Source organism: Rhizobacter sp. P2_H3 (genome assembly GCF_056403355.1).
The window spans coordinates 68,985-80,906 of sequence record NZ_JBFUFQ010000004.1; the positions used below are offsets into that span (position 1 = coordinate 68,985).

Consider the following 11,922-nt stretch of genomic DNA (forward strand, 5'->3'; position numbering starts at 1 on the left):
AGGACATTGACATGAGCCACCATCACCACCCTTCGCGTCGCGACTTCCTCGGCCAGCTGGGCGCCGGCGCGGCGCTCGGCCTGGGCATCCAGTCGGCCTGGGCCAGCGAGCTGATCGATCCGCAAGCGCCGCGCGAGCCGCACTTCCCCGCCAAGGCGAAGGCCGTCATCTGGCTGCACATGGCCGGCGCGCCCAGCACGCTGGACCTGTTCGACTACAAGCCCGACCTGATCAGGCTGGCCGGCACGCCGCTGCCCGATTCGTTCGGCCGCAACCTGAAGACGGCCACCGATGGCGGCGTCGGCAACCTGCTGGCGACCAGGCGCACCTGGAAGCAGCACGGCGAGACCGGCGCATGGGTGTCCGACCTGTTGCCGAACCTGTCGAAGCAGGTCGACCAGATCGCGTTCCTGAAGGGTTGCAAGACCGAAGGCAGCACGCACGTGATCTCGTCGCTGAAGCTGCACACCGCCGGCCTGGTGCCGGGGCGCCCGGCGCTGGGGGCGTGGGTGCAGTACGCGCTTGGTTCGTCCAACCCGGACCTGCCGGCCTTCGTCGTGCTGCCGACCGGCAAGGGCGCGGCCGGCGGCGGGCGCGGCCAGGTGATCTGGAGCTCGGGCTTCCTGCCCGCGGCCTACCAGGGCACGGCCTTCCGCCAGGGCGATTCGCCGATCCTGCACCTGGCGCGGCCGGCCAACCTGAGCGAGGCCGAGCAGCGCAACACGCTGGCGCTGCTGAAGTCGCTGAACGAGCACCAGTCGGCGGGCTTCCCGAACGACACCGAGCTGCAGGCGCGCACCCGCTCGTACGACCTGGCCTTCCGCATGCAGAGCTCGGCGCCCGAGGCGGTCGACATGAGCAAGGAGACCGCGGCGACGAAGGAGCTGTACGGCATCGGCCAGAAGGAGACCGACGAGTACGGCACCGCGCTCCTGCGCGCGCGCCGGCTGGTCGAGCGCGGCGTGCGCTTCGTTCACTGCATCTCCGGCGCGCCGGACAACAGCGTGGACAGCTGGGATGCGCACAACGGCCTCGAGAAGAACCACGGCGTGATGTGCAAGCAGGTCGACAAGCCGGTGGCCGGCCTGCTGGCCGACCTGAAGTCGCGCGGGCTGCTGGAGAGCACGCTCGTCGTCTGGACCTCGGAGTTCGGCCGCACGCCATATGGCCAGAGCGGCGACGGTCGCGACCACAACCCCTGGGGCTACACCAGCTGGCTGGCCGGTGGCGGCATCAAGCCGGGCACGCACGGCACCACCGACGAGATCGGGCTGCGCGCGGTGAGCGGCGTGGTCGACACCTACGACCTGCAGGCGACCATCCTTCACCAGCTGGGGCTGGACCACAAGAAGATCACGTTCCTGAACCAGGGGCGTTCCGAGAAGCCGACCTCGGTGTTCGGCGATGTCGTCAAGGAGATCCTCGTCTGAAGCCGAAGCGACTTTCCGCGCTGTTGGCCGCGCTGTTGGCCGGGTTGCTGGTCGCCGGTGCGGCGGCGTCCGCGGCCTTCTCGCTGGACGGCGACCTGATGCGCGGCATCGAGGACACGACCAGGAGCCTGGACTCGAATGTCTCGCTGAAGAACAAGGAGGCCGCTGCCGCCGAGGCGCAGCAGCTGGTCGACTGGTTCGCGCAGGTCCAGGGCTACTACGAAGCCAAGGGCGACGCGGCCGATGCGGTCGGCTTCTCGCGCAAGACGCATGCGCTGGCGAGCGAGCTGCGGCGCGCACTGGCGAGCGAGGACTACGACGCCGCGTCGGACACGCTCGGCCTGCTGGTGCGCTCGTGCAAGACCTGCCACGAGGTCTACAAGCACAAATGAAAGCCCCGACCTGTCTCATCGCGGCCCTCGTGGCCGCGGGGCTGGCTGCGCCTGCGTTCGCGGCCAGCGTGCTGGAGTTCGACGTCTGGATGCGCGCGATCGACAAGTCCAGCGTCGCGGTGCAGAAGAGCATCGCGCGCCAGGATGCGGCGGCCGCGCGCGCCGAGGCCCGCGAGATCGAGCGGCTGTATGCGCTGATGGAAGCCTTCTTCCGCGACGACATGCCGGCCGCCGATGCGCTGCGGGTCTCGACCGAGGGCCGCGAGCTCGCGGCGTCGATCGCAGCGCTGCTGGAGGCCGGCGACTACGAGCGGGCGGGTGGCGCCGCGCGGCGCATCGCCCAGGCCTGCAACGACTGCCACGACCCGCACAAGCCCTTCAAGTGATTCCCCTTCTTCTCATGACCTTGCACCACCTCTCACCATGATGAAACCCACGAGCATTCGCATTGCAACCGTTGTGGCGCTCGGCGTCATCGCCGTCACGACCACGGTCTGGGCGCAGCAGGCGCCGAAGCCCGAGAACCAGATCCGCTGGCGCCAGTCGGCCTTCCAGGTGATCGCGCTGAACACTGCGCGCATCAAGGCTTCGGTGGACGGCAGCTACAACAAGGACGAGGTCGTCCGGTCGGCGAGCGCGATCGCGGCCTTGGCCAACACCAACCTGCTGACGCTGTTCACGCCCGGCACCGAAGCCGGCAAGGGCTGGCATGACACCACCGCCAAGGCCGAGCTGTTCAAGGACACGCAGCGCGTGGCCGAGCTGAACGCGACCTTCACGAAGGAGGCCAATGAACTGCTGCGCGTCGCGCAGGCGGGCGATGCGGCGGCGGTGAAGGAGCAGCACGGCAAGCTCGCGCGCTCGTGCAAGTCGTGCCACGACGACTTCCGCAACGCGAACTGATCCAACGAGGAGAACCAGATGATCCATCACCAGAAGAAACTTCTGGCCGCGCTGGCCTGCGCGGCCATCGGGCCGCTGCAGGCCCAGACGGCCGCCTCGGCACCGCGCCCGGCCGAACCCCCCAAGGCGTTCACGTTCTTCGTGACCAGCGAAGGCCTCGGCAAGGGGGCCGACCTCGGCGGCCTGGCCGGCGCCGATGCGCATTGCAGGAAGCTGGCGAGCGCCGTCGGCAACGGCGCGAAAACCTGGCGGGCCTACCTGAGCACGCAGGAGGCGAACGGCCAGCCGGCGGTGAATGCGCGCGACCGCATCGGCGCGGGGCCGTGGACCAATGCGCGCGGTGCCGTGGTGGCGCGCGACCTGGCGCACCTGCACGGCGACACGCTGGAGCTGGCGCGGCTGGGCAGCAACCTGACGCGCAACACGGTGTTCACCGAGAAGAACGAGCCGGTGAAGGGCTCGGGCGACAAGCCGAACCAGCACGACATCCTGACCGGCTCGCAGCCGGACGGGCGCGCATTCGCCGATGCGGCGGACCACACCTGCCGCAACTACGGCAGCAGCGCGGCCGACGGCTCGGCGCAGGTCGGGCATTTCGATCGCACGGGCGGCGGGAACAGCTCGTGGAACTCGGCGCATGCGAGCCGGGGGTGCGGGCAGGAGAACCTGGTGAGCACCGGGGGTGCGGGGCTGTTCTATTGCTTCGCGCTCGACTGAGCGCAAACGGGCTCAACGCTTGAACAGCACGTCCAGCACCACCTGCACCTCCTCGGCCCCACCGGCCGAGCACTTCATGCGCTTGACCGCGCCCTGCACGTACTTGTAGTACTCCTTCGGCCCCGACTGCGGCACCGCGTCGACCACCTGGCTGCCGCGCACCGTGAGGCGCGTGCGCACCGCGCCGACGATGCCGACGCGGTCGAACGCATCGGCCAGCACCTGTTCCAGCACGCCCTGGTAGCCCGGGCACGCGAGGCTGATCTCCTGCTTCGCGACCACCGGCTTCGCCTCCGGGGCCGGCGGCGCAGGCGCTGCGATCACCACCGGCTCCTTCGGCGGCTCGGCCTGCACCGCGGTGATCTGCGGCTCCGGTGCGGCCACTGGCGTCACGTCCGGCGGTGGCATGTAGGCCGGCGGTGGCGGGGCCGGCAGCTTCGGCGCCGGCTGGATCTTCTCGACTTTCGGTGGAGGTGGCGGCGGCGGAGGGGGCGGCGCCTCCGGCACGATGCTCATCTGGATCGGCTTCTTGATCACCTCGACCGCCTCGCGCGCCAGGCCCGATGCCAGTGCATACGCGATCAGCACGTGCAGGCCCAGCACTGCGGCCAGGCCGGCGCCACGGCGCGGACCGGCCTCCCGGTACGAAGGGTTGTCGTCGCGGGCCCGCAGGCCGCCCGACGGGGGAAGTACGGCGCTCATGAAGGCTCCCTGGTTGTCATTCAAACTGCTCGCTGCCGACGACGCCCATGCGGTGCAGCCCGGCCTGGTCGACGGCCACCATCACCTCGGCGAAGCGGTCGTACTTGGTGTGCGCATCGGGGCGCACGTGCAGCTCCGGCGGCTCGGCCTGCGCGGCAGCGGCCTGCAGCCGCGCCTGCAACTCGCGCGCATCGCGCAGCGGCGTGCCGTTCCAGTGCACCGTGCTCGCGCCGTCGATCGCGATCGTCACGACCTCGGGCTTCACTGCGCTGACCGGCGGCGTGCCCACCGGCAGCTGCAGGTTCACGTTGTGCAGCTGGATCGGGATCGTGATGATCAGCATCACCAGCAGCACCAGCATCACGTCGATCAGCGGCGTCGTGTTGATGTCGGCCACCGGTTCCTCGACGACCAGCGTGCGGCGTGTCTTCTTCGTGCGTTGCATCGCGCTCATCCCCTCGGCGGCGGTTCGGTGATGAAGCCGACCTTCAGGATGCCGGCGCGCTGGCAGGCCAGCAGGATGCGGCCGACCGGCGCGTAGTCGCCGCGCGCATCGCCGCGGATGTGCACCTCGGGCTGCGGGGTCTGCGCCGCGATCCTCTTCAGCCGCTGCTGCAGGTCGTCGCGGCCGGCGATGCGGGCATCGAACCAGAAGGTGCCGCCCTGCGCATCGACCGAGATCACCACGTCTTTCGGCGTGCTCTCGCGCAGCGCGTTGCTGCGCTTCGGCAGCTCCACCGGCACCGAGAAGTTCGCGACCGGGATCGTGATCAGGAAGATGATCAGCAGCACCAGCATCACGTCGACCAGCGGCGTGGTGTTGATCGCGGCCACCACCTGCTCTTCACCGCCGCCGCCCGGGGCGGCCAGGTTCATCGCCATCGCGCGACCCTCAGGCGGGCTGGCCGGACAGCAGCACCGAATGCAGCTCGCCCGAGAAATCGCGCACCTCGTCCATCACCGCGCTGTTGCGGCGCAGCAGCCAGTTGTAGCCGAGCACCGCCGGCACCGCGACCGCGAGGCCGATGGCCGTCATGATCAGCGCCTCGCCGACCGGGCCGGCCACCTTGTCGATCGAGGCCTGGCCGGCGATGCCGATCGCGGTGAGCGCGTGGTAGATGCCCCAGACGGTGCCGAACAGGCCGATGAAGGGCGAGGTCGAGCCGACCGTCGCGAGGAAGCTCAGGCCCGACGACAGGCTGCGCTGCACGCGTTCGGTCGCGCGGTGCACGGCGAGGTCGACCCAGTCGTTGAAGTCGACCTTGGCATGCAGGCCGCTGTGCTTCTTCGTCGCGGCGAGGCCGCTTTCGGCGATGAAGCGGAACGGGCTGCGCTCGGCCAGCTGCGTGGCGCCGGCCTGCACCGTGCCGGCGTTCCAGAAGTCGCGTGCGGCGCGCTTGGCATGGCCGCCGATGCGCAGTTGTTCGAGCAGCTTGGTGATGATCACGTACCAGCTGCCGATGCTCATCACCGCGAGGATCACGAGCACCGTCCTGGCGACACCGTCGCTCTGCGTCCAGAGGGCTTGCAGGCCGTACGGGCTGTCGGTGGCGGCGCCGCCTTGCGCGCAGGCGGCGGTGGCGACGAAGATCGATGCGGCCAGCAGCAGCGCGCGGCGCAGGAACGAAGACGAGCTCATCGGGGTGATCCGGAAGTGAAGGTGCGAAGGCGCAGTGTGGACAGCCGCGCGGGCGGCGGGAACAAAGCGTTTGGCAGTTCGTTATGACCGCAGTCCGCGTTGCGCGGGCGGTTTGCTGGGCTTACACCAGCGGTTGCTGCGAAGGCCGCACCCGGAGGTCGATCCGGGTCTATTTCACGTCAGGAGCGGGGCCACAACACCCACAGCCGCAGCGGCTGCTTCATCCGACCCGCCTGCTGCTCGGCGGTATCACCCCACCCCCAGAAGTAATCAGCGCGCACCGCCCCGGTGATCGCGGTGCCGGTGTCCTGCGCCATCACCGCGCGGCGCAGCAGCGTCGCGCTCAGCGGCTCGGTCGCGTCGACCCACACCGGCGTGCCGTACGGGATGCTCTGCGTGTCGACCGCGATCGAGCGCCCCGGCGTCAGCGGTACGCCCTGGCCGCCCTTCGGACCGAGCTGCGGATCGGGCAGCGGCTCCTCGCGGAAGAAGATCACCCGAGGGTTGGCCCACAGCATCTCGTGGAGCCGCTTCGGGTTCTTGCGCGCCCAGGCCTTGATCGACGGCCACGAGGCCTGCTCCAGCGTCAGCTCGCCCTGGTCGACCAGCCAGCGGCCCACCGACTTGTACGGCTGGTCGTTGTGCGCCGCGAACGCGACGCGCAGCAGCTTGCGGGTGCCGTCGGCCTCGGTCAGCTGCAGCCGGCCCGAGCCCTGGATCTGCAGCACCAACGCGTCGAGCGGGTCGGCGATGTACGCCAGCTCGCGGCCGCGCAGCGCGGCCTTCGCGGCCGGCACGGTGTCGAGCTGCTGGCGCGTCCAGTAGGGCTTGCGCGCGGCCAGGTCGGCCGGCGGTGCGTACAGGGGGATGCGGAAGGCGCCGCGCGGCACGCGGCTCGCCTCGACCAGCGGCTCGTAGTAGCCGGTCATCAGGCCCTCGGTCGCACCCTCGAGCGATTCGACGCGCCACGGCTGCACGCGGTTCTGCAGGAATACGCGCACGCTGCCGTCGGTGATGGTGCTGAGCTTCTGCGCGTCGGCGCACAGCTTGGTCCAGTCGGGGCCCGGCTTCTCGCAGCTGCGCAGCAGCGCGGGCCACAGCTCGGCGGTGCTGTCGAACTCCCAGCCGGGCAGGTCGGTCCAGGCGGCGCCGACCCAGCGGCTGCGCGCGCGCGTCAGCACCGGCGGCTTGTCGCCGGGGAGCGAGGGCGTGGTGGTCGGCGGGGTCGAGGAGGCCGGCGCATTGGCGGCCGGCTCCGGCGGAACCGGCGCCACGGGAGGGTATTGCAGGCTCGCGCAGCCGGCGAGCGCGCCTAGAATCGCCGCCGCCATCCACCAGCGGCCGCGGCCAGGGAACATCGTCATGGGTCTGATTCTCCTCGAAGCGCTGGGCGCGCTCGCGGTGCTGCTGCTGATCGTGTGGTGGACGATGTTCTCGGGGCGCAAGAAGGGCGAGCGTCGCGACGACGACCGCTGACGACCGTCGCGGTCAGCCCTTCGGCGGCACGATGAACGACCCCGGCCGCTGCCACAGCCGCCGGCGGATCGCGCGGTAGATGCGGCTGCGGTCGGTGAGCCGGATGCCGCGCGAGCGCAGCGCCACCTTGAACGCGAGGAAGAAGCTCACCGCGAGGTTCAGCCCGCCCGTCACCGCGATGCCGGCCAGGCACCACCAGAACGGCGCCTGGTGCAGGATGTCGAAGCCGAGCGCGCCGACCGCCGCGGCGAGCTGCCCGGTCGACAGCGTCACGTGCCGCACCTCGATCGGCAGCGCGAAGAAGCTCGCGACCGCCGGCACCAGGCCGAGCATCAGCCCGAGCGAGATGTTCGCGGTCAGCCCCGAGATGTTGTTGCGCCAGTAGAGCGACCAGCGCTGCGCGCGCGCCGACCCGAGCCGCGCGACGATGCGCGGGTTCCACGCGATCGCGCTGTCGAGCCGGTGCCAGACGAACCAGTTCTCGACCCAGCCCGCGATGATCGAGCTGGCGAACAGCAGCACGCCGGTGAAGGCCGCGTACAGCGGCGTCGGCCCGAGCAGCGACAGCGTGTCCAGCACGTGCTGCGCGTCCTTCGCGCCGATCAGTGGCGCGCCGAACGCGGCCGCCCACGCGAACTGCGCCGTCAGCACCAGCGGCGTCACGAGCGCGAGGTTGCCGAGGATGCCGGCCGCCTGCGAGCGGATCAGGTGCGCGACCTCGTCGACGAAGCCCTCCACCGCCGCGTCGTTCGACACGTCGTCGAGCCGGGCCGCCATCGCCGGCGCGGTCATCGCCGGCTGCTTGGTCGCCACCGTCCAGTGCATCAGGTGGATCAGCACGAAGCTGCCGGCGTAGTTGACGCCCGCGAAGAAGCCGGCCCAGAAGGTCGACAGCCCGAGCGCCAGCACGAAGAACTTCATGAACGTGGTGCCGGCCAGCACCGCGCCGCCGCCGGCCGCGGCGCGCAGCATCTGCCGGTACTCGCTGCGGTCGCGGGTGATGTAGTGCTCGCCGGTCTCGGCGCTGCGCTCGGCCACCTTGCGCGCGAGCAGCGAGTAGTGCCGCGCGAACAGAGCGCGGATGCTGCGCCGCTCCTCGGCGGTGCGCACCAGCGCGGCGGTCAGGCGCGTGATGTCGCGCCCGGGCTCCGGGCTCAGCACGCAGATCAGCAGCTCCTCGATGCGCTGCGTGCGCTCGCGCAGCTGCTCGACGGCGAACACCACGTCGACCGACACGCCGTGCGCCTCCAGGTGCAGGTGCACGCTGTCGGCGCAGCGCCGGCAGGTGTCGAGCAGCGCGCGCAGGTACTGCGCCTCGCGCAGCAGCGCCGGCGTGTCGCCGCCCTCGGCGTGCGCGCGGATCTGCTCGGCCACCAGCGCCAGCTGGCGGAACGGCTGCGACACCAGCAGCTCGGGGCTCATGCGCTGGCGCACTGTCGGCGTGAAGCCGGTCGCGCGGATCGCGCTGGCCAGGAAGGTTATCGCGTCGAGGAAGGGGGCGCGCCAGTTCGGCCCGATGGAGGCCGGTGCGGCCGAGGCTGCCGCCGCGGGGGCGAGCAGCGCGGTCAGGCGCTCGAGCGTCGGGTCGTCCAGCGCATCGAGCCACAGTGCATCGCTCGGCTGCGGGAACAGCAGGCCGAACAGCTCGGCCAGGTCGGTGGTGGCCGGCGTGCCGGGCAGCAGGCGCAGCCGCAAGCGCTGACCGAGTTCGCCGGACAGGTCGCGGCGCGGCGAGAAGCCGAAGTCGGCCAGCAGCGCCGCCACGTCCACCTCGCGCCAGAAGCGCGCGAGCAGCGCCGCGATCTCGGCCTGGTGCTCGGGGTGGCGCTCCAGCACGTTCAGCAGGTGGCGCAGGCGCAGCAGCGGCATCGGCGTGGCGGTGGTCGATGCCGCGTCGGCCGGCAGCGTCGCATGGCGCAGCCATTCGAGCAGGCGGATCAGCCACAGGTGGCGCTCCGGCAGCGAAGCCGAGGCGTCGGCCGCGTTCAGCAGCGCGCTCAGGTCCCACGGGCCCGGCCGGGCCTTGCCTTGCGCCTTCGACGACGCCTTCTTCCGCCCGAACATCGCGCCGGCCGTCAGTGCAGCGTCGACGCGAGCGACAGGCCGAACTCCGGCACCGGCGCATCGAACGGCGTCGCGTCCTCGGTCATGCAGAAGAAGGTGCCGCGCATGCTGCCCTGCGGCGTGGCCAGCCGCGTCCAGCTGGTGTATTCGTGGCTGTCGCCCGGTTGCAGCAGCGGCTGCTGGCCGACGACGCCCAGGCCGCGCACCTGCTCGACGCGCCCCTGGCCGTCGGTGATGACCCAGTGCCGCGCGATCAGCTGCGCCGCGACATCGCCGCTGTTGCGCACCGTGATCGTGTAGGCGAAGGCGTAGTGGCCGGTGGCGGCGTTCGACTGCTCGGGCAGGTGACGCACGACGACCGAGCAGGTGAATTCAGGATGGGCCATGGACGGGGATTCTAGGAGCCGGGCATGGCAGGTTCGTGGCCCGCCTAAAATCCCGCCCTTCCGCGACAGCCCGGCAGTACCGCATGACCACCTTCCGCATCGCCCCCAGCATCCTGTCGGCCGACCTGGCCCGCCTCGGCGAGGAGGTGCGCAACGTCATCGCCGCCGGCGCCGACTGGATCCACTTCGACGTGATGGACAACCATTACGTGCCGAACCTGACCTTCGGGCCGATGATCTGCGAGGCCGTGCGCCGGCACGCGGTGCGCCCCGACGGCACGCCGGTGCCGCTCGACGTGCACCTGATGGTGCAGCCGGTCGACCCGCTCGCGCTCGCGTTCTGCAAGGCCGGCGCGACCACCGTCACCTTCCACCCCGATGCCAGCACGCACGTCGATCGCACGATCCAGCTGATCCAGGCCGAGGGCTGCAAGGCCGGCCTCGTCTTCAACCCGGCGATGCCGCTGTCGGTGCTCGAGTACGTGATCGACAAGATCGACCAGGTGCTGATCATGAGCGTGAACCCCGGCTTCGGCGGCCAGAGCTTCATCCCGATGGCGCTGAAGAAGATCGAGCAGGCGCGCCGCCTGATCGACGCCAGCGGGCGCGACATCCGGCTCGAGGTTGACGGCGGCATCAAGGTCGACAACATCCGCCGCGTCGCCGATGCTGGCGCCGACACCTTCGTCGCCGGCAGCGCGATCTTCGGCCACCCCGACTACCAGGCTGTCATCGATGCGATGCGGCGCGAACTGCAGGCGGCATGAAGTTGGGCGCCGTGACCCAACACGGTGCTTTGTTCGGGGAAACAATCGAAAACCCCGTGAATTCTTCTGGCCTGACAGTGGTATTTTTCGCCCTGGCGAATGACGCCAAGCCAGCACGGAAGCCTGTTCGAGGGAGCTTCCCGGCGAGCAAGCTGAAAACGTAACCTCTTGTCAGGAAAGCGATTTTCCGGGTTTTTCCTCGGGTTTTGCCCGCATTGACGGGTGGTATTACTGGTACTAAACTGGTACCTAATGGGTCGTTTTGTGCCATGTACTTGTTGCAGGCACGCTGCTTGCCTAAGCCGCGCAGGCCCTTTATCTGCACAGGAGTTCGCGTCCGATGAATTTTTCGCAGCGACAACGCGATCCCCGGCGTCACATCGTCGGGATCGGGTTTGTCATTTTGTTTCACGCGGCGATCGTGTATGCGTTGCTGACGGGGCTGGCCAAGAAGGTGGTCGACGTGGTTCGCGCGCCGATCGAGACGAAGGTGATCGAAGAGATCAAGAAGCCGCCACCGCCGCCGGAGGTGGTGGTGCCGCCGCCGCCGAAGCTGGAGGCGCCGCCGCCGCCGTTCATTCCGCCGCCGGAGGTGCAGGTGGCGGTGCCGCCGCCGGCGCAGCCGACGATCACGGCGAGCACGCCGGTGCCGCCGCCGGCCGCACCGATGGCGCCTGTGGCGCCGCCTGCCGCAGCGCCTGCGCCTGCAGCGCCGCCGGCGCCGGTGTCGGCCGCGGTAGTGTGCTCGAACTACTCGACGGTGATGGGCGACTCGGGGTTCCCGCGCGAGGCGATCCGCCAGGGGCTGGACAAGGGCGAGGTGCTGATCCAGTTCACGCTGAGTGCCAGTGGCGAGGTCAAGGACATGAAGGTGCTGAAGTCGACGCACCCGGTCTTTGCGCGCAACAGCCTGAGGCTGGTGAGCGAATACAAGTGCCAGGGCCAGGGCAAGGACGTGCTGGTGCAGGTGCCGTTTGGCTACAAGCTGGAATGAACGCCTGAGCTGATCCCRCTCGATCACTGACTTTCGTTGCGACGAGGGCCCTGACCGGGGCCATGAATTCACAAATTTCTCTAGAGATTGGAAACACCATGTCTTTGTTTTCTCTGCGCTCGCTGGCTACCGCGTTGAGCTTGGCCGTTGCCTCCGCCGCCTTCGTGGCGCCCCAGATCGTTCACGCGCAGGCGTCGGCCCCGGCGGCTGAAGCGCCGGCCGTGGTGGCAGCCCCGGCGGCGCCGGTGGCGGTGCCGGGCGCGGTGACGAAGGAGTCGGTGGACAACCCGTACGGGCTGAGCGCGCTGTGGGCGCAAGGCGACTTCGTGGCGCGCGGCACGCTGATCATCCTGGTGATCATGAGCATGGGCAGCTGGTACATCCTGGTGACCAAGCTGTTCGAGAGCTTCAAGATCAGCGGCGAGGCGCGTGCGGCGCGCAAGACCTTCTTC

The 11,922-nt window shown here is 69.9% G+C and carries 15 protein-coding genes and 1 pseudogene; 8 read left to right on the plus strand and 8 right to left on the minus strand.

The genetic code is table 11. From position 1 onward, the window contains the following. Positions 1-11 precede the first annotated feature (11 nt). From AC1D1T_RS01620 to AC1D1T_RS01640, 5 genes are read left to right on the plus strand one after another with little or no spacing between them, the layout of a single operon-like run. Complete coding sequence (locus tag AC1D1T_RS01620) at positions 12-1,430, plus strand: DUF1501 domain-containing protein (protein ID WP_477838591.1); 1,419 nt, start codon at positions 12-14, stop codon at positions 1,428-1,430. A gap of 23 nt (positions 1,431-1,453) precedes the next feature. Further along, entirely contained in the window at positions 1,454-1,822 is a 369-nt protein-coding gene (locus AC1D1T_RS01625) for a hypothetical protein (RefSeq protein WP_465111612.1), read from the plus strand. Continuing rightward, on the plus strand, positions 1,819-2,208 hold the full coding sequence (locus AC1D1T_RS01630; protein WP_465111613.1) for a hypothetical protein: 390 nt from the start codon (positions 1,819-1,821) through the stop codon (positions 2,206-2,208). The genes AC1D1T_RS01625 and AC1D1T_RS01630 overlap by 4 nt, the downstream gene beginning before the upstream one ends. Before the next feature lie 37 nt (positions 2,209-2,245). Then, positions 2,246-2,725: a c-type cytochrome gene (locus AC1D1T_RS01635; protein ID WP_477824974.1), complete on the plus strand. Its 480-nt coding sequence runs from the start codon at positions 2,246-2,248 to the stop codon at positions 2,723-2,725. Positions 2,726-2,743: 18 nt separating this feature from the next. Beyond that, positions 2,744-3,442 carry a lectin gene (locus tag AC1D1T_RS01640; RefSeq protein WP_477824975.1) on the plus strand — a complete coding sequence of 233 codons (699 nt, stop codon included), beginning with the start codon at positions 2,744-2,746 and terminating at the stop codon, positions 3,440-3,442. 12 nt (positions 3,443-3,454) lie between these two features. Here AC1D1T_RS01640 and AC1D1T_RS01645 read toward each other — a convergent pair whose 3' ends face one another. The 7 genes from AC1D1T_RS01645 to apaG form a co-directional block, all read right to left on the minus strand. Further along, complete coding sequence (locus AC1D1T_RS01645; protein ID WP_477824976.1) at positions 3,455-4,144, minus strand: energy transducer TonB; 690 nt, start codon at positions 4,142-4,144, stop codon at positions 3,455-3,457. Positions 4,145-4,160: 16 nt separating this feature from the next. Beyond that, entirely contained in the window at positions 4,161-4,589 is a 429-nt protein-coding gene (locus AC1D1T_RS01650; RefSeq protein WP_477824977.1) for an ExbD/TolR family protein, read from the minus strand. Between the two features lie 5 nt (positions 4,590-4,594). Further along, positions 4,595-5,026 (minus strand): ExbD/TolR family protein, encoded by a 432-nt coding sequence (locus AC1D1T_RS01655; RefSeq protein WP_477824978.1) that lies wholly within the window; start codon positions 5,024-5,026, stop codon positions 4,595-4,597. 10 nt (positions 5,027-5,036) lie between these two features. Beyond that, positions 5,037-5,783, minus strand: coding sequence for a MotA/TolQ/ExbB proton channel family protein (locus AC1D1T_RS01660; RefSeq protein WP_477824979.1), 747 nt, complete (start codon positions 5,781-5,783; stop codon positions 5,037-5,039). A 179-nt stretch (positions 5,784-5,962) separates the two neighbouring features. Then, entirely contained in the window at positions 5,963-7,147 is a 1,185-nt protein-coding gene (gene mltA / locus AC1D1T_RS01665) for a murein transglycosylase A (RefSeq protein WP_477824980.1), read from the minus strand. Positions 7,148-7,271: 124 nt separating this feature from the next. Further along, complete coding sequence (locus AC1D1T_RS01670) at positions 7,272-9,323, minus strand: site-specific recombinase (protein WP_477824981.1); 2,052 nt, start codon at positions 9,321-9,323, stop codon at positions 7,272-7,274. Between the two features lie 11 nt (positions 9,324-9,334). Continuing rightward, positions 9,335-9,709 carry a Co2+/Mg2+ efflux protein ApaG gene (gene apaG / locus AC1D1T_RS01675; RefSeq protein ID WP_047510807.1) on the minus strand — a complete coding sequence of 125 codons (375 nt, stop codon included), beginning with the start codon at positions 9,707-9,709 and terminating at the stop codon, positions 9,335-9,337. Positions 9,710-9,792: 83 nt separating this feature from the next. Here apaG and rpe point away from each other — a divergent pair, with 83 nt between their 5' ends. Further along, on the plus strand, positions 9,793-10,476 hold the full coding sequence (gene rpe / locus AC1D1T_RS01680) for a ribulose-phosphate 3-epimerase (RefSeq protein ID WP_047510809.1): 684 nt from the start codon (positions 9,793-9,795) through the stop codon (positions 10,474-10,476). Here the strand turns inward: rpe and AC1D1T_RS01685 are convergent. After that, on the minus strand, positions 10,439-10,888 hold the full coding sequence (locus AC1D1T_RS01685; RefSeq protein WP_477824982.1) for a hypothetical protein: 450 nt from the start codon (positions 10,886-10,888) through the stop codon (positions 10,439-10,441). The two genes, rpe and AC1D1T_RS01685, sit on opposite strands and share 38 nt — an antisense overlap. 9 nt (positions 10,889-10,897) lie before the next feature. On the opposite strand from AC1D1T_RS01685, the gene AC1D1T_RS01690 reads away from it, so the two are divergent. Both AC1D1T_RS01690 and AC1D1T_RS01695 read left to right on the plus strand, forming a co-directional pair. Then, the gene (locus AC1D1T_RS01690) at positions 10,898-11,470 is read left to right on the plus strand and encodes a TonB family protein (RefSeq protein ID WP_477824983.1); all 573 of its coding nucleotides are present in this window, start codon (positions 10,898-10,900) and stop codon (positions 11,468-11,470) included. Between the two features lie 98 nt (positions 11,471-11,568). Next, positions 11,569-11,922, plus strand: a pseudogene (locus AC1D1T_RS01695) (MotA/TolQ/ExbB proton channel family protein); the annotation flags it as partial.

Excerpts from the sequence above, each read along its gene's own strand:
- AC1D1T_RS01660 (WP_477824979.1), bottom strand. The coding sequence starts at position 5,783 with ATGAGCTCGTCTTCGTTCCTGCGCCGCGCGCTGCTGCTGGCCGCATCG.
- mltA (WP_477824980.1), bottom strand. The coding sequence starts at position 7,147 with ATGACGATGTTCCCTGGCCGCGGCCGCTGGTGGATGGCGGCGGCGATT.
- AC1D1T_RS01645 (WP_477824976.1), bottom strand. The coding sequence starts at position 4,144 with ATGAGCGCCGTACTTCCCCCGTCGGGCGGCCTGCGGGCCCGCGACGAC.
- rpe (WP_047510809.1), top strand. The coding sequence starts at position 9,793 with ATGACCACCTTCCGCATCGCCCCCAGCATCCTGTCGGCCGACCTGGCC.
- AC1D1T_RS01620 (WP_477838591.1), top strand. The coding sequence starts at position 12 with ATGAGCCACCATCACCACCCTTCGCGTCGCGACTTCCTCGGCCAGCTG.
- AC1D1T_RS01650 (WP_477824977.1), bottom strand. The coding sequence starts at position 4,589 with ATGCAACGCACGAAGAAGACACGCCGCACGCTGGTCGTCGAGGAACCG.
- AC1D1T_RS01630 (WP_465111613.1), top strand. The coding sequence starts at position 1,819 with ATGAAAGCCCCGACCTGTCTCATCGCGGCCCTCGTGGCCGCGGGGCTG.
- AC1D1T_RS01655 (WP_477824978.1), bottom strand. The coding sequence starts at position 5,026 with ATGGCGATGAACCTGGCCGCCCCGGGCGGCGGCGGTGAAGAGCAGGTG.
- apaG (WP_047510807.1), bottom strand. The coding sequence starts at position 9,709 with ATGGCCCATCCTGAATTCACCTGCTCGGTCGTCGTGCGTCACCTGCCC.
- AC1D1T_RS01640 (WP_477824975.1), top strand. The coding sequence starts at position 2,744 with ATGATCCATCACCAGAAGAAACTTCTGGCCGCGCTGGCCTGCGCGGCC.
- AC1D1T_RS01670 (WP_477824981.1), bottom strand. The coding sequence starts at position 9,323 with ATGTTCGGGCGGAAGAAGGCGTCGTCGAAGGCGCAAGGCAAGGCCCGG.
- AC1D1T_RS01635 (WP_477824974.1), top strand. The coding sequence starts at position 2,246 with ATGATGAAACCCACGAGCATTCGCATTGCAACCGTTGTGGCGCTCGGC.